Genomic DNA, 18,492 nt, shown 5'->3' on the forward strand with positions numbered 1-18,492 from the left:
TGCCACTTCTGGCAGGAAAAACACCTAATAGGTGCCGGTTGAGATGGTTTTGGCACAAGAGATCATTAGGCAACGGCATAGCTGCCACAAGATGCCACTAGACGATGGATTTGGCCCAAATCCATCGTCTAGCGGGCGCTTCTGCCAAGATCGCCATCGTCTAGTGGGACTTCATGCCAAACGACGTCAGGTGCCTGCTGGCACGAGACGCAGGTAGGGCATGGAAAAGTTGGCAGAAGTCCCCGATAGGGCATGGATTTCGCCAAAATCCATGCCCTAGAAGCTTCTCATGCCAAGATCGCCATCGTCTAGTGGGACTTCATGCCAAACGACGTCAGGTGCCTGCTGGCACGAGACGCAGGTAGGGCATGGAAAAGTTGGCAGAAGTCCCCGATAGGGCATGGATTTCGCCAAAATCCATGCCCTAGAAGCTTCTCATGCCAAGATCGCCATACTCGAATGAACTCTCGTGCCAAAGAGCTGCCAGACAACCCAGATTGGCAGGTCTGCGGCCGCAAAAGCCTGCCAATCTAGGCTTCATGGCCCTGGGCGCAGCTAAACTGCGGGATCACAGAGGGTAGATTGGCAGACTGTCGGCTCAATAATCCTGCCAATCAACCTAGCTTGGCAGTTTGCTCTGCCAGACGCTCCAAGTTGGCAAACCTGCCGTTGCGCCGCTCGCCCATGCGCCCCGTGCTGCCGAGAAACCCCACCATCCCAGGTTGTGAGCTAGAACGGGTCGGGATAGAAGCGCATCCCGGAGGGGGTGCGCACAAAGCCGATGTTCGCCAGCACCTGGGCCCAGTGAGTTTTGAGAACCGGCTGCTCATCCACCAGTTCCACTTCGATCTTTTGGTTGGCCCAAGAGAGGCCTTGGCGCTGGGCGGCAGCTTTCTCGGCAGCCAAAAGCGCCTGGATGGCGTGGGTCACCAGGGCATCATCGCTGCTGGTCGTGGCGGCGGCCGATGGTGCAGCGGTGTCCACCTGCTCATCGTCTTCAGCTGACATATAGACATATATAGATTTGAGATGCACGCTCGCATAGAGCACCGGGGCGCCGTCGGCGAAGACGCAGTGGGCGTCAGCCCGGCGGGTGGGCTTCTCGGCACTTGCAGGCCAAGGGAAGAGGGCACCCAGGGGCTGAGCGGGATCGGTGGCGGACAAGACCCGCAACTCAGGGGCAGCGTGGGAAGTGGAGGGTGGCGTCTGCGGGGTGTCGGCAGCGGGGGACTTGGAGTCAGCGGGGGCGGGTTTCTCGGCAGCGGAAGCGCGAAGGGCCTCCACAAAGTCGGGGGTGGCGTACTGCAGCGGGCCCAGGCCGTCCACAAACTGGCCGCGCCAGAGACCCCCGGTGTCTTCCAGCGCGCGAAGGGCCGGGTAGATCTGGCTGAGTCCGCCGGGGATGGCGGCGGCGCGGGCCACCTCGGGGGTAAGGACCCCGTAGCGGTCCAACGCGGATTGCACCAGAGCGAGGGCGCGCTCAGTGTCGGCGGCCTCGGCGGCTTGGGTGAGGGCCCAGCAGCCGGAAAGCGCCGTGTCCACGGGAACCGAGGCAGGTCGGGGCGCCCGCGACGCCGAGGCGCGTCCATAGCGGGAGCGGGATCGGCGGCGGGCGGGAGCGGCTTTGGTCGTTTTGGCGGGCTGGGAAACCTGGCGGGCCGGCCCAAAGGAGTCCACCAGCACTAGACCGCCCCACAGGTAGTCCTCCAGCTGGGCTTGGATCTCTGCCGAGCTTGGGGCCGCTTCGCCGCGCCCTGCCGCAAAGGTGGCGCAGGCCTCCTTCAATGCCGAGAAGGACCAGCCGCCTCCCTTGGACAGCGCTTGCCAAAGGGGGTTGTCGGCGGCAGTGGCGGCAAGATCGTCGGCGCGCTGGGGCGGGGTGATGCCGGCGAGTTTTTGGGAATCGGCGGGATCGCTGGAATCCGGCGCGTCAGGGGCGTTGGGCGCGAGATGCGCGTCTGCGGCAGCCTCGGCGGCCAGCGGCAGCGGGGCGAAGGGGGAGTCGGTGGGGAAGAACGCCACCTGGTAGCTGGGCTTTTTGGCAGCGTCCAGCGTGCGGCGCCCCTGCCACACCACCTCGCCGGTAGCCAGCAGCTCGTCCAGTAGCTTGGGGGTATAGCCGGGCACGCGGGCAGGGAAGACCACCTGCTCCCAGGCGCCGGCCTCAAGCCACACCCCCTCGTAGAGGGCGATGCAGGAAGCCAGCAGATCCACAGGGTCTGCCTGATCGCGGGTGTCTTGGGCCGGGATCTCCTGGAGATGCCAGAGGCTTTCCAGATAGGTGTCCATACCCACGGGCTCCATGGCCTCCCGGGCGGCGGCCAGCGAGCGTTTGCGCAACTGTTTGAATACTGTAGCAGCCACCCACAGGCGCTCGTGACCCAGCTCGTCTATGCCAAAGTCGCCGCGCAACAGGCGGTCCTGGGCACTCAGGCGCTCTAGGGCGTCGGCCACAGGCTCTGCGCCCAGGCCCAGAGAAGCTGCGGCCGCCTGGGTGCTAAAGGGGCCGTGACAGCCTGCGTAGCGAGCCATTAGGGCATCCAGAAAGCGGCCGGGTTGCTCAGGGGTCCGGATGCCAAGTGAGGGCGACAGCGGGAGCCCCACTAAGACATCAAGCTCCTGAGCTGCGGGTTTCTCGGCAACGGGGGCAGTCGTAGGAGCGGCCGGCGCCCAGGAGGGTACTGGGAGGCCCAGCACCTGGTGGAGGGCCTGGCCGTCGATGGCGGCGATCCAACAGGGCTGGCCGGCGACGGCGCCCGCAAAGACCTGCTTTTCCTGGGACAGTTGGGCAAGCCAGGCGTCCGCCACATTTGCAGGGTCGCAGCGCCGGGCGATCTCATCGAGCGTAAGCGGTCCCAAAGCCCGCAGCATGCGGGCGAGGCCGGCGGGGCTTGTGGCCTTATGTCCAGAGGCGAGCCACTGGAGCTGGGCTTCCAGTTGGCGCAGGACGGCGGGGTCTATGAGGCTGGAAAGGTCAGGGGAGCCCAGAAGGTCGGCCAGCAGGGAGGGGTCTATGGAGAGCAAGGCGGCGGAGCGCTCGGCCTGGGGCTTGTCGGCGTCGTAGAGGTGTTCCATGACGTAGCCAAAGAGCAGGTTGCCGGCGAAGGGCGACGGCGTGGTGGTGGCTACCTGGGTGATGGCCACCTGTTTGGAGCGCAGCTGGCCCATGAGGTGGGCCAGGCCGTCTAAGTCGTAGACGTCCTGGACGCACTCGCGCAGCGCCTCCAGCACCATGGGAAAGTCCTCCAGCTGCCGCGCCTGCTCCAGGAGCTGGGAGGCTTGCAGCCGCTGGGCCCACAGCGGCGCCCGCTTGCCAAAGGCGCTGGGGCGCATAAGGAGGGCGCGAGCGGCACATTCGCGGAAACGCGCGGCAAAAAGCGAGGTAGAAGCCACTCTTCGCTGTACGGCTGCGCGCAGCTCCTCCTCTTCGAAGATGAAGGTCTCCGGTCCAGGCACCTCGCTCGCAGTGGGCGAAAGCCGCAACAGAATGCCGTCGTCTGCGGCCATGGCTTCCGGGTCATAGCCCCAAAGGCGCTCGATGCGATCGGCCACCGCCAGCGCCCAGGGAGCGTGCACCGCCCGGCCAAAGGGGGAGTGCAGCAGCAGCCGAGTGTCTCCCACCTCGTCTTCCACCATCTCTATGACCAGCGACTGCCCGCTGGGGATCACGCCGGTGGCCGCCCGTTGGCGAGCCAGCACCTGCCCCAGGCTCCCGATGGCGTCGGCCTCCATCCCGCATTGGACGAGGCGATCCCTAAAACTCTCATCGAACTCCGCGCCCTTGAGCGCAGAAGAGGCCGCCGCCAGAAACTCCCCCTTGCGAAGGCCGTCCTCGTAGGGCCTGCCGGGCCCTTCCCCATGCCAAAAGGGCAGCCGAGAAGCCCGCGCCTTCGCAGGCTTCACCAGCACGCGGTCGTTGGAAATCTCGGTGATGCGCCAGGTGGTGGTTCCAAGAGTGATGACGTCTCCCACCCGGCTCTCATGGACCATCTCCTCGTCCAGCTCGCCCACGCGCCGGCGCCCTTGTCGCCCCTGGGCCTCGTGGGTGAACACCGGGTAGAGGCCCCGGTCGGGGATGGTGCCGGCGCTGGAGATGGCCATGCGCGCCGAGACCGGCAGGGGAGCGAGCAGGTCTTCTGCCTGGTCCCACACCAGCCGAGGGGCGAAGCTCTCCAGGTCGTCGGTGGCAAAGGCGCCGGCCAGCATAGCCATCACCCGGTCGAAGGCTTCGCGGGGCAGCTCTGAGAAGTTGGCCGTCCGTCGCACGGTCTCAAACCACTGCGAGGCCCGAAGGCCCTGAGGCGTTTGGGACACCGCAGCCACGGTCTGCTGTGCCAGCACGTCCAGAGGGTTCTTTACCAGCCGAGTGGCTTCGATATCTCCTGCCAGCATGGCCTGAGCCATTACAGCGCAGTCTATGAGCTCGAGTTTTGTGCGCGGATAGAGGATGGCCTGCGACCGGCCTCCCACCCTATGGTTGGCGCGGCCTATGCGCTGGAGCCCTGAGGCTACCGACAAGGGCGGAGCCACCTGGCACACCAGATCCACCGAGCCCATATCGATGCCCAGCTCGAGACTGGATGTGGCCACCACGCAAGGCAGCGAGCCTGCCTTAAGCTCGCTCTCGATGGCCAGCCTGCGCTCCTTGGACACCGACCCATGATGGGCGCGCGCGATGGCCTCGGCCCCTTCGGGCAGCGGTTCTGTGTGGGAATCGGGGGACCCGAGAGAGCCCCTGAAGGCCCCCTCGACTACCGGGGCGCCTGCCGGCCTGAGGCCGGCTTCTTGGGCGTGGCGCTCGTTGAGCCGGGCGGTAAGCCGTTCGCATAGCCCGCGGGAGTTCACAAAGACGAGCGTGGAGGTGTGGCTTTCGACTTGGGAGAGGAGCTCGGCTTCCAGCGACGGCCAGATGGAGCGCGAGCCCACTCGGGACTCCCGGGACATCTGGGGCGCCTTGGGCTGCGAAGCGCCGAAGGGTTCCTGGTTGGAGGGCGCGGGTTTCTCGGCAGCCTGGGCGCCCATGGCGGCCTTGAGGCTACGGTCGGTCTTCCAGGCATCTTTGGGTGCGGGAGCGCGCGTGAGCTTAGGTGTGCCAGTGCCCAAAAACTCCGGCACTGCATTGATGTTTGCCACTGGGATGCGCACGGCAAGGTCGATAGCCGGCGCTGGAGCATCGCCCACCACTTCCACCGGATGGGCTCCTCCCAAAAACCGCGCCACTTCTTCCACCGGCTGCACGGTCGCCGAAAGCCCCACCCTCTGCGCCGGCGTCTCCAACAGCGCGTCCAGGCGCTCCAACGAAAGAGCCAGGTGGGCGCCTCGTTTGGAGCCGGCGATGGAGTGGATCTCGTCGACGATCACCGTCTCCACCCGCGACAGCACCGAGGCCGCCTGGCTGGTGAGCATGAGATAGAGCGACTCGGGAGTGGTGATAAGGATCTGGGGCGGCTTGCTTTTGATGCGCGCCCGCTCGCGAGGCGGCGTGTCGCCGGTGCGTATGGCCACGCTGGGCAGCGTTGCAGGTCCCTGGGTTTTAACGGCGTCGCTGTCTGATCCCCACGATGCCGCCAGTTCGCCCAGCTCGGCCAGAGGACGGCGCAGGTTCTTCTCCACGTCGGCTGCCAGGGCCTTGAGTGGCGACACATAGAGCACTACCACGCCTTTGGCAGCAGGCGGGTCACTCATAAGCCGATCGATGGCACATAGAAACGCCGCCAGCGTCTTGCCCGATCCTGTAGGTGCCACCGCCAGCACGTTCTTGCGGTCCAAGATGGCGTTCCAGGCCGCCTCCTGTACCTGCGTAGGGGCCTCGAAGCTCCGGGCGAACCATTGGCGCACCAAGGGCGAGAGGCGCATGAGCGCACTATGTTCTTGCCGAGAAGCGCTGCTGTGGGCAGCCGATGAAGTATCCATACAACCAGACTACCCCTGTGGCTGGCTACCAACAGCCGAAGGCTGCAAACGAAGGGCTGCCTTTTGCATCACATGCTGGCAACCAAGGGCGCCGTGTATGCGTTGACCTCGTCTTTGAATGAGATTAATTATGCTTTGTATCGACATTACATGAGCGAAGAGGATGCCTGAGCCTCCATTCGAGAGATCGTAGAGGTGTTTGACCTGGTAGATCTCACCGGACTCCTTGTATATAGCGCACTGGATTCCAATGAGACAGACTATGAAGACGGGCTTATTCGCGCTGCTGCAGAGGCACTGCAGGTAGATGCCATTGTGAGCTATGACAAAAAGGCGTTCAAAGGGTCTTACATTCCTCGCAAGACTGCCGCAGAAGTGCTGGCGAGGCAAAGTCTGGGAGCGCCAGACGAATAGGCGCTGAGCAGCAACTGGCTGGGACGAGGCGTAGGCATTGGGAACGGTGAACGTGCAGGTATTGTAAGGGTATAGCTGCACTGGTAAGGGTATAGTTGCACTGGAAAAACTCTCTGCATCAGCTACGTCTGGTGTAACTAATGTAGCTAGTTTTCAGAGGGACGCATGAGCATGTTTGTAGGAGCCTGTTTCCGCCTGCACGCTTTAGCGGCACGCGTCCATGTCTACCTGCAGCCCATTGCATGAAAGTCACTTTGCACTAAAAAGGACCCTTGCAAAGGGTCCTCATACACAGCCTGCGCTCACTGGGCTCACCGCGCGTGCAGGCTTGATTTACTGGCGGAGGAGGAGGGATTCGAACCCTCGTACGTGCGAAGCACGTAAACGGTTTTCGAGACCGCCGCATTCAACCACTCTGCCACCCCTCCATGGGGTGAGCGGCACCCGTAGGTGCCGCCTTAAACATACTGGCGGAGAGTCCGGGATTTGAACCCGGGAGACGGGGTTACCGCCTACACGATTTCCAATCGTGCTCCTTCAGCCGCTCGGACAACTCTCCCTATGCAATTGCAACGGCTAGAATAACACATCGGCGCTCCAGTGTGTAGAAGAATAAAAGTGCCCGCTGCCCTCATCGCACCAACACATCATAATGGTGCATGGTGTGCAGCTCTGCCTGGTGCGTCGCTCCCTACATGGCGCGCCGCTCTGCATGGGGCACAGGCAGACTCGCACGCAGGCTGCACGCGCTACTGTCATCGATTTCGAGGAGAATCCCGTGGGCACCCTCTTCACGACGCTCAATCCTCAGTTCATCACCCTCACCATGCCCGAGTGGATCGATATGGTCGCTGTGGTGGTGGGCTCGGCCTTTGGCGGGCTCACGGCTTCAGAGCGCAAGCTGGACCTCTTTGGCGCCGCGGGCCTGGGCATGCTCTGCGGGCTTGGCGGCGGCCTTATCCGCGACATGATCATGCAGTGCGGCAGCGTCTACATGCTCTCCAACGACTGGGCCATTCCTACGGCGGCATTGGCCGGGACCGCGGTATTTTTCTTCTCGGGGTTGTTCAAGTCGTTGGATAAAGCCACGGCCATCGTGGACATCCTGGCGGTGGGCATCTTCACCGCCTCCGGTACCGACAAGGCCATCATCCACGAGCTCCCCGTCATGGCGGCCCTGCTCATGGGCGTGCTCACCGGCGTGGGCGGCGGCATGCTGCGCGACATCTTCCTAGGCGACGTCCCCCAGATCTTTAGACCAGGAAACCTCTACGCCTCCTGCGCGCTGATATCAGCGGCGGTCTATTGCGCCCTGGTCTACGCCGGGCTTGTGAAGGGGTTCGCCGTGGTGGTCTGCGTGGCCGTCTGCTGCCTTTTGCGCTGGCTGTCGCTTAGGTTTGGCATTACCACGCCCAGCCCGGTGGACTATACGCCCCGGCTCATCGACTATACCCGCAGGCTCAAGCATCGCACGGTGAGCAATCCCTACATTCCCTATCGTGGCAGCCGAATGGGCCACAGCGTGCGCTGGGATTCCTCTACGGGCTCGTTCGCGCCAGCGCCAAGCAGCACCGACGCGGCCCAACAGGCTCGCGAGCAGCGCCGCGACCAGATGAAAGAAGAAATCAAACAAGAACTTCGCGAGGAGCTGGGCGAAGAGCTGGAGGCCCGGGAGCGCGAAGCTGCAGAAGGGCAGGCCAAAGGCTCCGCCGAGGCCATCTTCGCCCCTCACGAACCTGCCGAGAAGACCCTCCTCATGCCAGAGCCCTCTCCCAAAAAAGAGACTCTCACAGATCCCGACGACCAGCTGCCCTACCGCTAGGCCAGCGCCAGTTATCGGGTGGTAAGGGATTCGTAAAAGCTTGCACCCTGGAGGGCCAGGGGTTTCTCGGTAAAGGTGCGCTAGTATGAGTTCCACGACCACGCAATGGCACTGCCTCCTACATGAGAAGGGCCTCCCATGGCAGACATGACGTTTGTGAACGGACACTACCTCTCCCGTGCCTGGCGCATGATGACGCAGGACAAAGGCTGGCTGGCCCCGATGTGCATCCTGGCGCTCAGCCTCTATGTGCCTATCTTCGGAGCGTTGGGGGTGACGGGCTACGCGCTCTGCTGGGCTCGGCTCACTGCCTGGGGAGTGGATGCAGCTCCCAAGCAGCGCGGCGTGCGCGTGGGCGAGTGTATCGGCGCCGGATGGCGCGCCTTTGTGATCTCGCTGGGCTGGGGCCTCTTGGCAGGCATCGTGGCCTCGGCGCTTGCCTGGATGATGGATTTCGCGGGGACCGGTGGCAGCATCGTTTTGGGGATCCTTCTCGTGGGCCTGGATATTTTCGCAGGCCTTCTGGTGCTCGTGGCCAACCTGAGGGGCTGCATCTACCAAAAGATCGGCGCCGGGTTTGGCTTCTCACAAGTCTGGACCATGTTCGCCCATGATCTGGGCGGCCTCTTCCGCATCCTTGGCATCGCCGTCTTGGGGGGCTTGGTCACGGCCATTCCCCTGGCGATCGCGATCTTTTCTATGATCCCGTCGGTTATGTCGCTCCTGTGGGGTGCCTATTATAGCTACGCCACCAATAGCGCCGCCCTCATCGCGACCTCGGTGGCAGGGCTCATCCAATCGGCCATGCTGCCCATGCTTTTGGCAAGCTACGTCGCCAATGTGATCAGCGTCGTCGCCATGCTTTTGGTCTACACTGCCGGCGCCCTCTGGATCCGCCAGTTCAACGTGCCTGTCTGGGGAAGCCCCTCCGATCCTGTGCCCCTGTCTTCCGGCTCCGATCCTGTGCCTACGGGTTTCTACAACCCCTATCCGCAGCCTCAGCCAGCATCGCAGCCTCAACCGTCTCCCGCAGCTCAGGCTGCTTCGCAGTCTCAGGCGCCTGTCTCGGCGGTCGCGCCTGGACAGCCTGCAGCTCCCGCAGAGCCCCAGCCTTCCCTTGCCGAGAAACCCGCGCCCCAGCCGCCTGTGGCAGAAGAGCAGGCGGCGATCGGGCCATCCTCCTCTCAGGCACAAGAGGCAACTCCCATCCAGCTGGTGTTGGACGATCAGCCGCAAACAGACGTCGAGGCGGACGTCCAAGAGCCAACCGTCGACTCCCATGACGGGCGAGAGGAAGAGGTAGGCGAGTTCGAGGACGCTCCCGAGTCTCCCATCCCCGGAATGGAGCGCCCCATTGCCGACGACGATGAGGGCGAGATAGTGACGCCCCTCATCGTGCACAAAGAGGATGAGGAGGAAGGCGGCGAACCCGAGGAGTAGCCAGGCCTCAGGGTTGCCAGCGCCTACAAGAGTCCTACAAGAGTATTAGTGCAGGCTGTCTTGCGTGCCAAAGAACTGTAGGGAAGGGCCGCTGCCAATGGCCCTTCTTTTTATGGATCCCGTGGAGCCTCATCTTGGATAACAGGAACTTCACAAGGCTTACCTAGGGTTTTGCCGGTTTGGTCAAAAAATGGCCAGCGGTGGGACAGAAATATGACAAAAGCCAGTGAAAGCCTTGGAGCCAGCGGCTGCGAGCCTGAGGGTGGTTCTTCTCGGCAGGTACCGTGTTGTGAGAATCATCCAATGATGTGTGTTAGCTGGGGAGACGGGTCTGCTGTGCTAATATCGAACACCGACCTTTCCTGCCTCGGGCGCAAACCTTCACGACCCGAGGCCATTTAGCCCGGAGGAGGTGAAATCATGAAGGCCTATGAGATTCTGTTCATCGTCGACCCCACCATCAATGAGGAGACCCGCGCTGGCGCCCTGAAGCGCATCGATAGCGCAATCACTGAGAATGGTGGCACCATCGACAACGTCGACAACTGGGGCAAGCGCAAGCTCGCCTATGAGATCGACAAGCTCACCGAGGGCGACTACACCCTCATCAACTTCCACGCAGACCCCACTCAGATCGCCGAGCTCGACCGTGTGTGCCGCATCACCGATGCCATCAAGCGTCACATGATCGTCCGTCGTCCCGACCACGAGTAATGACTGCAAAGTGACCCATCCGGATCACTCAAGGAGGCTGTTTCACCATGAGCATCAATCGAGTAACCATCACCGGCAATCTCACCCGCGACCCTGAGCTTCGCGCACTGCCTTCGGGGAGCAGCGTGTTGTCCTTTGGCGTGGCCGTGAATGATCGTTGGCGCAATCCGCAGACCCAGCAGTGGGAGGATCGCCCCAACTACATCGACTGCGTGATGTTTGGCAACCGGGCTCAGTCGCTGGCGAACATCCTCCACAGGGGGATGAAGGTGGCTATCGAAGGCAAGCTGCGCTGGAGCCAATGGCAAGACCGCGAGTCTGGCAAAAACCGCTCGAAGATCGAGGTGGTTGTCGACGAGGTCGAGTTCATGAGCTCTCGCGACCAGCAAGGCCAGCAGGGCCAACCAGGAGGCTATCCTCAGCAGGGCGGTTATGCTCAGCAAGCCCCGCAGATGGGTGCCCCTCAAAACCAGAGCTTCACCGCTTCTACCCCCGCGCCTGCCCCTGTCCAAGCACCGCCTGCTGGCGATGTCTACGACAAGGACATCCCGTTCTAATTATTCCGGCCTCCTGCCGGTATACGAAAGGTACTCAAAGACATGGCTACTGAATATCAGCGTCAGCCGCGTCGCAAGTATTGCCAGTTCTGCAAGGAGGATGTCGAGTTCATCGACTATAAGGACACCCAGCTCCTTCGCAAGTACATGACCGATCGCGGCAAGATCAAGCCCCGTCGCGTCACCGGCGCCTGCACGCAGCACCAGCACGACATCGCCAACGCCATCAAGCGCGCCCGCGTGATGGCTCTTCTGCCCTACACGGTACCCGTGGTATCCAACCGCGGCGGCCGTCGTCGCGACTAGAGGCACCAGGTCTCATCGTGGCCTTTAGAGACGACAAGAACTCTGACACTCAAGAAGAGACCGGTCTGGTGCGCTACGGAGAAGAACCTCCAACGCAGCCCAAACCCTCTCAGTCTCGCCCCTTTGCAAGCGCACTTATCTGGTGCGGCTTTGGAGCGGTGGCCCTCACCAGCATTGCCGCCATTGGCGTCGCTATGGTGGCCTACGGTATCTCGCGAGGGATATCCGCTAAGCTCTCCCGCTCCTATCTAGGGGCTCTGGTGGCTGCCTCTATGGCAGGCCTCATCCTGGGATGGCTTTGGGTCCAGGGCAACTTGGGTGTGGTGCTCCAAGGCGGCGTGGATCTGTGTATTGCGCTTGTGGTGGGCGCCCTGGCGGCCAAAAAGCGTGCCAACCTCACGGTGGACTACGCAGCGGCTGCACTGGCAACCCTTGCCGCCATCGGACTCAACTGGCTGGTGATGTCTCTGGTCGGCGAAGACTTCTTTGCCGCCGTCCGCAGCATCATCGACACGCAAGTCCAGGCGATCTCCGAGGCTTCCGGCCTTGAGATGGCAGCGCAGATTCGCTCTGTGACCTGGGTTATCTACCTGCTTTGGCCCTTCGCCTACTTTGTGGCAGCTGGCTTGAGTGTGCTTGCAGCCCACTTTGCAGGCTGGGTGGCCCGCGAGACTCCGGGCACTCCTCCTACCTGGAGAGCCCAAGCAGCCGATGCTCCCACCTGGGCAATGGTGGTGCTTATCGGCAGCATTGCCCTCATGGCCTTCAACTTCTTGTTTGGGCCCTTGAGCCAGGCGGCCGCCACCGTGGGCGCCAGCGCCCTTATGGCAGTGCGCTTCGTCTTCCTTTTGGAGGGCTACGGAGTCCTTATGTGGTGGCTTCAGAAGTATCAGGCCGGGTGCCTCATAAGGTTCCTGGTGATCCTTCTGGCACTGCAGCTAGAGGCATCGTTCTTTGTCGTCAGCATCCTGGGCGTCGTAGATTTCTTTGCGAACTTTCGCCACCTCGACCGTGGCGAGCCAAAGGCATCTGCCGCCTGATGGATCACAAGAGTTTTCGCCGGCCGCTTTCGGCTGGCCGATCAAAGGAGTAGTCCCATGAAAGTCATCCTTCTGGGTGAGCTCCGGGGCAAGGGCGGAGAGGGCGACATCATCGACGTCGCCCAGGGTTATGCGGAGAACTACCTGTTCCCCAACGGCATCGCCCAGCCTGCCACCCCGGGCAACATTAAGCAGCTCGAGCAGCGCCGCAACAATATTGCCCAGCGCGAGGCCAAGCGCATCACCGATGCCGAGGCCCTCCGCGAGCAAATTGACGGCAAGGTTGTAGTCGTCGACGTCAAGGTGGGCGACGAGGGCCAGCTCTTTGGCTCCGTCACCAACGCCATGGTGGGCGCTGCCCTGAAAGAGCAGTACGGCATCGAGATCGACCGCAAGCGCATCGAGATCAAGAAGCCCATCAAGACCGCTGGCCTCCACGAGGTCATCGTTTCCATCTACCGCAATATCTTCGCCACCCTGGGCGTCCAGGTGGGTCAGCCTGAGGACCTTCCCGCAGGCGACGAGGAGGTTGCCGAGTCTGAGGAGCTCGCTGTCGAAGGCGAGGCTTCTGAGGCTCCCGAGGCTGAGGCTCCCGCCGAGGCCTAGTGCACCTTGCGTTTTTATGAACGGCTTTCCTAGGGCTCCACAGAGGGCTCTAAAGAAAGCTGCCAAGAAGCCCGGCCACAGTTTCAGGGGACTTACAAGGCTCTTGTGACTGTGAGCTGGGCTTTTTCTATAGATCGATCGCCATGGGTTGTTAACAACCCCCTATTTCGACAATCCTGGGCGAGGGGTTGCCTAATTGGACACTTCAAGTCAAGGGCTATTTTTATTTATAAGGTGTGCTCTTTTTGGACAGCGACTCCCCCTTTGGCTGGGTTTTTGAAAATAACACAGCATCTACCTGGTGGTTTATGAAGGTGCGAAGCAGCTGCGAGGCGAAATCCCAGGTATTTGGGGCAACGGGGAAAGAGCGAACAATCGTTCGCAAAATGTTGAAAAGAATTTTTCCGAGGGCACTAAAACATGTTGAAAACGTTGAAAACCCAGAAAGCGGCAGGACAGAGCCTTACCCCTTAACAACATCGGCCTGTTGAGAGTGGAAAAGCAATCATATATGAAAACAACGGAGGGCTTGGTTTCGGAGTACTATGCAGTCCGTGAACTCTGGCTCAAAGGAGCGTGCAATGCCTTCAGCCTTAACCCCCGCCGGCTTTAGCGGCAGGGACGCTGCCCCCACAATGCCCCAGGATATCGAGGCAGAGCAGTCGGTGCTCTCGGCCATGCTGCTTTCCCCTGATGTATTGCAAGAATGCCTGGTAGAGCTGCGTGACGAGGACTTTTTCATGCCTCGTCACCAAACCATCTTCTCCACCTTGCGCGACATGTTTGACGCATCGCTGCCTGTCGATCCTGTGACGTTGGCGGACAGGCTCAAGTCCTCCAAGCAGCTGGAGGCCATCGGCGGCCCCCGCTACATCACGGAGATCACTTCCAACACCTTCGCGCTCTCCTCTTGGCGCCATTACATGGAGATGCTCAAGCGCGATTCCACCCTGCGCCAGCTCATCACCGCCACCGCAGAGATCTCCAGCTTGGCTTTCGACGCGCCAGAGGACACCAAAGAGGTCATCGACTCTGCAGAGCGCATGATCCTCTCTGTGACCGACCGCGACGTGCGCTCCAACTACATCACCATGCAAACGGCCATGCAGGACCTCTACCTGCAGCTTCAGGAGCAGGCGGCCGCCGGCGAGGATGCTTTAGGTGTCAAGACCGGCTTCCAGCAGCTGGACCACAAGCTGTTGGGTCTTCGCGAGGGTCAAATGGTGGTAGTGGGCGCCCGCCCTGGCGTGGGCAAGACCTCCTTCGCCCTCAACCTGGCGGTGCAGGCGGCGGAGAACGGCGCCACGGTGGCTTTCTTCTCTCTGGAGATGAGCTCTACAGAGATCGCCCAGCGACTGCTGGCTGCACGCTCTGCGGTGGGCTTGCAAAAGATCCGCAGCGCCAACATCTCCGGTGAGGAGTGGCCTGCGCTGCTCCAGGCCTCCGAGGAGATCTCCAAGCTTGACATCCTTATCGATGACACCCCCGGCACCACCGTCACCGAGGTGCGCGCCAAGGCCCGCCGCATGCTCCATAACAAGGAGAAGGCAGTGGTCATCCTGGACTACCTCCAGCTGGTGAGCCCGCCACCCTCCAAGCGCTCGGACTCCCGCGCCACCGAGGTCTCGGAGATGAGCCGCGGCATCAAGATCATGGCCAAAGACCTAGGGGTGCCCGTCATCGCCCTCTCGCAGCTCTCTCGTCAATCGGAAAACCGCACCGGCAAGCGCCCTCAGCTCTCCGATCTGCGTGAGTCCGGCGCCATCGAGCAGGACGCAGACATCGTCATCCTGCTGGACCGCTCCACCACCCCCGAGGAGGCCGAGCGAAAAGACCGCCCCGACGAGGGCATCACCGAGTTCATCGTCGCCAAGAACCGTTCCGGCCCCGTGGGCACCATCGAGATGGTGTTTCTCAAAGACCAAACCAAGTTCATGGAGCTGGACCGCACCCATGCCGACATGGCGCCTCCAGCCTAGCTTTTCTGACGCCTTGCGTTGTGCCTTCAGAGCAGGACGTCCCTCCACTATACTGAGGAATGATGCTGCGCCGTCACGGAGGGCGGCGCTAAAGAGTTTGAGGGGGAAGAAAACCAATGGCCTCGACGATTCTTGTGGGTACCCAGTGGGGCGATGAGGGAAAAGGCAAGGTCACAGACCTCATCTCCGGCGAGTACGATGTGGTATGTCGCTGCCAAGGCGGCGCCAACGCCGGTCATACCGTGGTAGCCAACGGTCATAAGTTTGGACTGCACCAGATCCCTTCGGGCGTTATGTATGAGGGCGTCGTGCCTGTCATCGGCAACGGCTGCATCGTCGACCCCTCGGTGGTGCTCGAAGAATTCGCCACCCTCGACGAGCAGGGCGTCTCCTATCACAACCTCAAGATCAGCGGCAACGCCCACATCGTGATGCCCTATCACAAGGATCTTGACGGGGCCAACGAGCGCCGCCTGGGCAAGAACCTCATCGGCACCACCCGCCGCGGCGTAGGCCCCTGCTATTCCGACAAGGTCTCCCGCATAGGCCTGCGCATGCAGGACATGCTGGATGAGAAGATCTTCCGCGAGAAGCTGGAGACCGCCCTTGCCGAGAAGAACCCCATCCTCGAGAAGATCTATGGCCTTCCTGGCTACACGGTGGATCAGATCTGCGAGACCTACCTGCCCTATGCCGAGCGCCTGCGCCCCTACATCATCGAGAGCTCCCGCTACTTGAACGAGGCCATCACCGAGGGCAAGAACATCTTGTTCGAGGGCTCCCAGGCCACCATGCTCGACATCGACTTTGGCACCTATCCCTTTGTGACCAGCTCAAACTGCACGGCTGGCGGCGCCATCACCGGCTCTGGCGTGGGCCCCAAGCACATCGATCGCGTGTTGGGCATCGCCAAGGCCTACCTCACCCGCGTGGGCTCCGGCCCGTTCCCCACCGAGCTCCCTCAGGGAGACGAGATCGGCGAGCTTCTGTGCGAGGTGGGCCACGAGTACGGCGTGACCACCGGCCGCAAGCGTCGCTGCGGCTGGTACGACGCCGTGGTGGTCAACTATGCCGCCCGCGTCAACGGACTCACCGATCTGGCGGTCACCAAGCTGGACGTCTTGAGCGTGCTGGACACCATCAAGGTGTGCATCGCCTACGACGTGGATGGTGTGCGCTACACCACCGTGCCCGAGCACCAGTCGCTCTTCTACAAGGCCAAGCCCGTCTATATCGAGCTGCCCGGCTGGAAGTGCGACATCTCAGGCGTGCGTAACTACACCGATCTGCCCCGCGAGGCCAAAGACTACATCGACCTCATCGAGCGCCTCTCGGGCGTGCCGGTCTCCCTTATCGCGGTAGGCCCTGATCGCGAGCAAACCATCAATCGCCACTGGCGCTAAGCCATAGCGTCTGCCCGCAGGATTCGCGAGAGGAGGGCCTCTGTGTTTCGCATCGTCTGTGATACGTTGTCCGATTTTCCCAAGGAGTGGTGCGAAGCCCACGATGTCCACCTGGTAGCCATGCACCTGCGAGGCAAGTATAAGGATGAGCTCGATGTGCTGGGCGTCCATCCGGCCGACGTCTACGTAGACCTGGCAGCCAAGGGCATCTTGCGCCTGTCGCAGCCTTCGGCTGCCGAGTTCATGGAGGTCTTCAACCAGCTCATCGATCAAAGCGACGATCCCATCATCTGTATCACAGCCTCTTCTGCTCTGGTGCAGGTGTTTGATAATGCGGTGGCCGCTGCCCGAGAGGTAAAGAAGCGCTGCCAGGTGGCCGTGATCGACTCAAAGCTGGTCTCTGCCGGCGAAGCCATGGTGGTGGCAGACCTGGTTCATGCCCGTCAAGTAGGTATGAGCTTCGAAGAGGCCATCGAGCATGTGCAGCAGCTTATCCCTAGGGTCACCGTGCTGTTCATCACCCCGCCAGGGGCCGCGCTCTACAACCATACCCGCTCCAACCCCTTAAAGCGCTTGCGCACCATCGTGGACGGCTGGACGGGATCCTACGGGTTTGTGGCCATGGACGGCCGCGGGCACCTCACCCGCGTGGGGCACCACGGTGACCAGCGGCTTTTGGCGGGACGCATTGCTCGGCTTATGAGCTTGGATGCCCAGAGAGAAGGGCCTCTGCGCTACATAGAGGTGTCGGTGGGCTTTCCCAGAAACCTGTCGATCCTGGAAAAGCCGCTGGATACCAATGAGTTCACCTCCACGCGATCCACGGTGATAAATGCCTCGGGATCGGTGGCGGTGGCGTTGGGTTTGGGGGCCATGGGCATTGCTTACGCGCCCGTGCGCTATCTGGTGCATGAGTCCTCGGAGACAGATCCCCTGAAGGATCTGGAGAGCTTGGAGAGAGAAGGGCTTGTCGCCCACGCGGACGACAACCTTTGAGAGAGGAGAGTCGCTGTGGATGTTCTGCTTTTGGGTGCCGGTGGCCGAGAAGATGCCCTCTTGAGGGCAATGGCAGCTTCGCCTGCGGCTGGGCAGCTGTGGGTGGCCCCGGGAAACGGCGGCATGAACGAGATCGCCCAAGTGGCGCCCATCGATCCTGAAGATGGCGTCCAGGTGACTCTCTTTGCTAGAGATCACGATATCGACCTGGTGGTCATTGGCCCTGAGGCTCCACTGGTGGCCGGCGTGGCAGACAACCTGCGCGACGCGGGCATCGCCGTCTTTGGTCCCAGCGGCGCTGCGGCCCAGATGGAGGGTTCCAAGAAGTTCGCTAAAGAGGTCATGGCAAAAGCCCATGTGCCTACGGCAGCCTATGAGGCCTTCGACAACGAGGCCGACGCCCTGGCGTACCTGGAGAAGGTGGGCGCCCCGGTGGTGGTCAAGGCTGATGGCTTGGCTGCGGGCAAAGGCGTGGTAGTGGCGCAAACCCTGGAAGAAGCCCAGGACGCGGTGGCTTCGTGTTTCTCGGGAGCCTTTGGCGAGGCGGGATCCACCGTGGTCATCGAAGAGTTTCTCAAGGGGCCAGAGGTCTCGCTGCTCTCGGTGACAGACGGCACCACCGTAGTGCCCTTGGCCACCGCCCAAGACCACAAGCGGGCGGGGGAGGGCGACACCGGCCCCAACACCGGCGGCATGGGCGTCTACTCTCCGGTACCCTTTGTGACCCCGCAGGAGCAGGCGCAAATGGAGACCATCAACGAGAAGGTCGTCCGCACGCTGGCGGCCCAAGGCATCCCCTATCAGGGCGTGCTCTACGGCGGCTTCATGCTCACCGCCCAAGGCCCCAAAGTGCTGGAGTTCAATGCCCGCTTTGGCGACCCGGAGACCCAGGTCATCGTGCCGCGCTTCAAGGGCGATTTCCTGCAGTTCCTCTATGGGGCCGCCACAGGCGCGCTGGACCAGGTGCCCATGGGTTGGGATGTGCGCTGGGCGGTTTCGGTGGTGCTGGTGAGCGAGGGTTATCCCGGCGCCTATGAGAAGGGCAAGGTCATCACCGGCATCGACGAGGCTGAGGCCCTTGACGGCGTCACGGTCTATCACGCGGGCACGGCTAAGAACGACCAAGGCGAGCTGGTGACCGCCGGAGGCCGTGTGCTGGACGTCACTGCCATGGCGCCCACTTTTGAAGAGGCTCGGGCACTGGCCTATGAGGCGGCTGAGAAGATCCAGTTTGAGGGAAAGACCCTTCGTCATGACATCGGGGCTCGTGCCGCCAAAGGGCGCGACGCCTGGGAGGTATAG

General features: G+C 62.1%; 13 protein-coding genes and 2 tRNA genes. 12 read left to right on the forward strand and 3 right to left on the reverse strand.

The window, feature by feature from the left end; translation table 11 throughout:
* Positions 1–729 precede the first annotated feature (729 nt).
* On the reverse strand, positions 730–5,913 hold the full coding sequence (locus OR601_RS00075; protein WP_265591750.1) for a DEAD/DEAH box helicase: 5,184 nt from the start codon (positions 5,911–5,913) through the stop codon (positions 730–732).
* A gap of 195 nt (positions 5,914–6,108) precedes the next feature.
* Here OR601_RS00075 and OR601_RS00080 point away from each other — a divergent pair, with 195 nt between their 5' ends.
* Complete coding sequence (locus tag OR601_RS00080; protein WP_265591751.1) at positions 6,109–6,327, forward strand: hypothetical protein; 219 nt, start codon at positions 6,109–6,111, stop codon at positions 6,325–6,327.
* A 337-nt stretch (positions 6,328–6,664) separates the two neighbouring features.
* On the opposite strand, the gene OR601_RS00085 is transcribed toward OR601_RS00080, so the two are convergent.
* A tRNA-Ser gene (locus OR601_RS00085) sits at positions 6,665–6,755 on the reverse strand.
* Positions 6,756–6,795: 40 nt separating this feature from the next.
* Positions 6,796–6,886: transfer RNA gene (locus tag OR601_RS00090), tRNA-Ser, on the reverse strand.
* A 153-nt stretch (positions 6,887–7,039) separates the two neighbouring features.
* Between OR601_RS00090 and OR601_RS00095 the strand changes: the two genes are divergently transcribed.
* The 11 genes from OR601_RS00095 (at position 7,040) to purD (ending at position 18,492) form a co-directional block, all read left to right on the forward strand.
* Entirely contained in the window at positions 7,040–8,149 is a 1,110-nt protein-coding gene (locus OR601_RS00095; protein ID WP_265591753.1) for a trimeric intracellular cation channel family protein, read from the forward strand.
* Between the two features lie 138 nt (positions 8,150–8,287).
* Entirely contained in the window at positions 8,288–9,589 is a 1,302-nt protein-coding gene (locus tag OR601_RS00100; protein ID WP_265591754.1) for a DUF4013 domain-containing protein, read from the forward strand.
* 420 nt (positions 9,590–10,009) lie between these two features.
* A complete protein-coding gene (gene rpsF / locus OR601_RS00105) occupies positions 10,010–10,303 on the forward strand; it encodes a 30S ribosomal protein S6 (RefSeq protein WP_136011739.1) in 294 nt (97 codons plus the stop codon).
* Positions 10,304–10,350: 47 nt separating this feature from the next.
* Positions 10,351–10,860: a single-stranded DNA-binding protein gene (locus OR601_RS00110; RefSeq protein WP_136011738.1), complete on the forward strand. Its 510-nt coding sequence runs from the start codon at positions 10,351–10,353 to the stop codon at positions 10,858–10,860.
* A gap of 42 nt (positions 10,861–10,902) precedes the next feature.
* The gene (rpsR, locus tag OR601_RS00115; protein WP_136011737.1) at positions 10,903–11,166 is read left to right on the forward strand and encodes a 30S ribosomal protein S18; all 264 of its coding nucleotides are present in this window, start codon (positions 10,903–10,905) and stop codon (positions 11,164–11,166) included.
* 17 nt (positions 11,167–11,183) lie between these two features.
* Entirely contained in the window at positions 11,184–12,206 is a 1,023-nt protein-coding gene (locus OR601_RS00120; protein WP_265591755.1) for a DUF2232 domain-containing protein, read from the forward strand.
* 57 nt (positions 12,207–12,263) lie between these two features.
* Complete coding sequence (gene rplI / locus OR601_RS00125; protein WP_136011735.1) at positions 12,264–12,812, forward strand: 50S ribosomal protein L9; 549 nt, start codon at positions 12,264–12,266, stop codon at positions 12,810–12,812.
* A gap of 581 nt (positions 12,813–13,393) precedes the next feature.
* Positions 13,394–14,791 (forward strand): replicative DNA helicase, encoded by a 1,398-nt coding sequence (gene dnaB / locus OR601_RS00130; RefSeq protein ID WP_136011734.1) that lies wholly within the window; start codon positions 13,394–13,396, stop codon positions 14,789–14,791.
* A 116-nt stretch (positions 14,792–14,907) separates the two neighbouring features.
* Entirely contained in the window at positions 14,908–16,194 is a 1,287-nt protein-coding gene (locus OR601_RS00135) for an adenylosuccinate synthase (protein WP_136011733.1), read from the forward strand.
* 42 nt (positions 16,195–16,236) lie between these two features.
* Positions 16,237–17,190, forward strand: coding sequence for a DegV family protein (locus OR601_RS00140; RefSeq protein WP_265591756.1), 954 nt, complete (start codon positions 16,237–16,239; stop codon positions 17,188–17,190).
* Positions 17,191–17,205: 15 nt separating this feature from the next.
* Positions 17,206–18,492 carry a phosphoribosylamine--glycine ligase gene (gene purD, locus OR601_RS00145; RefSeq protein ID WP_265591757.1) on the forward strand — a complete coding sequence of 429 codons (1,287 nt, stop codon included), beginning with the start codon at positions 17,206–17,208 and terminating at the stop codon, positions 18,490–18,492.

Origin of the sequence: Leptogranulimonas caecicola (genome assembly GCF_023168405.1) — a bacterium.
Classification (GTDB): Bacteria; Actinomycetota; Coriobacteriia; order Coriobacteriales; family Atopobiaceae; genus Leptogranulimonas; species Leptogranulimonas caecicola.

Excerpts from the sequence above, each read along its gene's own strand:
- OR601_RS00075 (WP_265591750.1), bottom strand. The coding sequence starts at position 5,913 with ATGGATACTTCATCGGCTGCCCACAGCAGCGCTTCTCGGCAAGAACAT.
- OR601_RS00095 (WP_265591753.1), top strand. The coding sequence starts at position 7,040 with ATGGGGCACAGGCAGACTCGCACGCAGGCTGCACGCGCTACTGTCATC.
- OR601_RS00100 (WP_265591754.1), top strand. The coding sequence starts at position 8,288 with ATGGCAGACATGACGTTTGTGAACGGACACTACCTCTCCCGTGCCTGG.
- rpsF (WP_136011739.1), top strand. The coding sequence starts at position 10,010 with ATGAAGGCCTATGAGATTCTGTTCATCGTCGACCCCACCATCAATGAG.
- OR601_RS00110 (WP_136011738.1), top strand. The coding sequence starts at position 10,351 with ATGAGCATCAATCGAGTAACCATCACCGGCAATCTCACCCGCGACCCT.
- rpsR (WP_136011737.1), top strand. The coding sequence starts at position 10,903 with ATGGCTACTGAATATCAGCGTCAGCCGCGTCGCAAGTATTGCCAGTTC.
- rplI (WP_136011735.1), top strand. The coding sequence starts at position 12,264 with ATGAAAGTCATCCTTCTGGGTGAGCTCCGGGGCAAGGGCGGAGAGGGC.
- dnaB (WP_136011734.1), top strand. The coding sequence starts at position 13,394 with ATGCCTTCAGCCTTAACCCCCGCCGGCTTTAGCGGCAGGGACGCTGCC.
- OR601_RS00135 (WP_136011733.1), top strand. The coding sequence starts at position 14,908 with ATGGCCTCGACGATTCTTGTGGGTACCCAGTGGGGCGATGAGGGAAAA.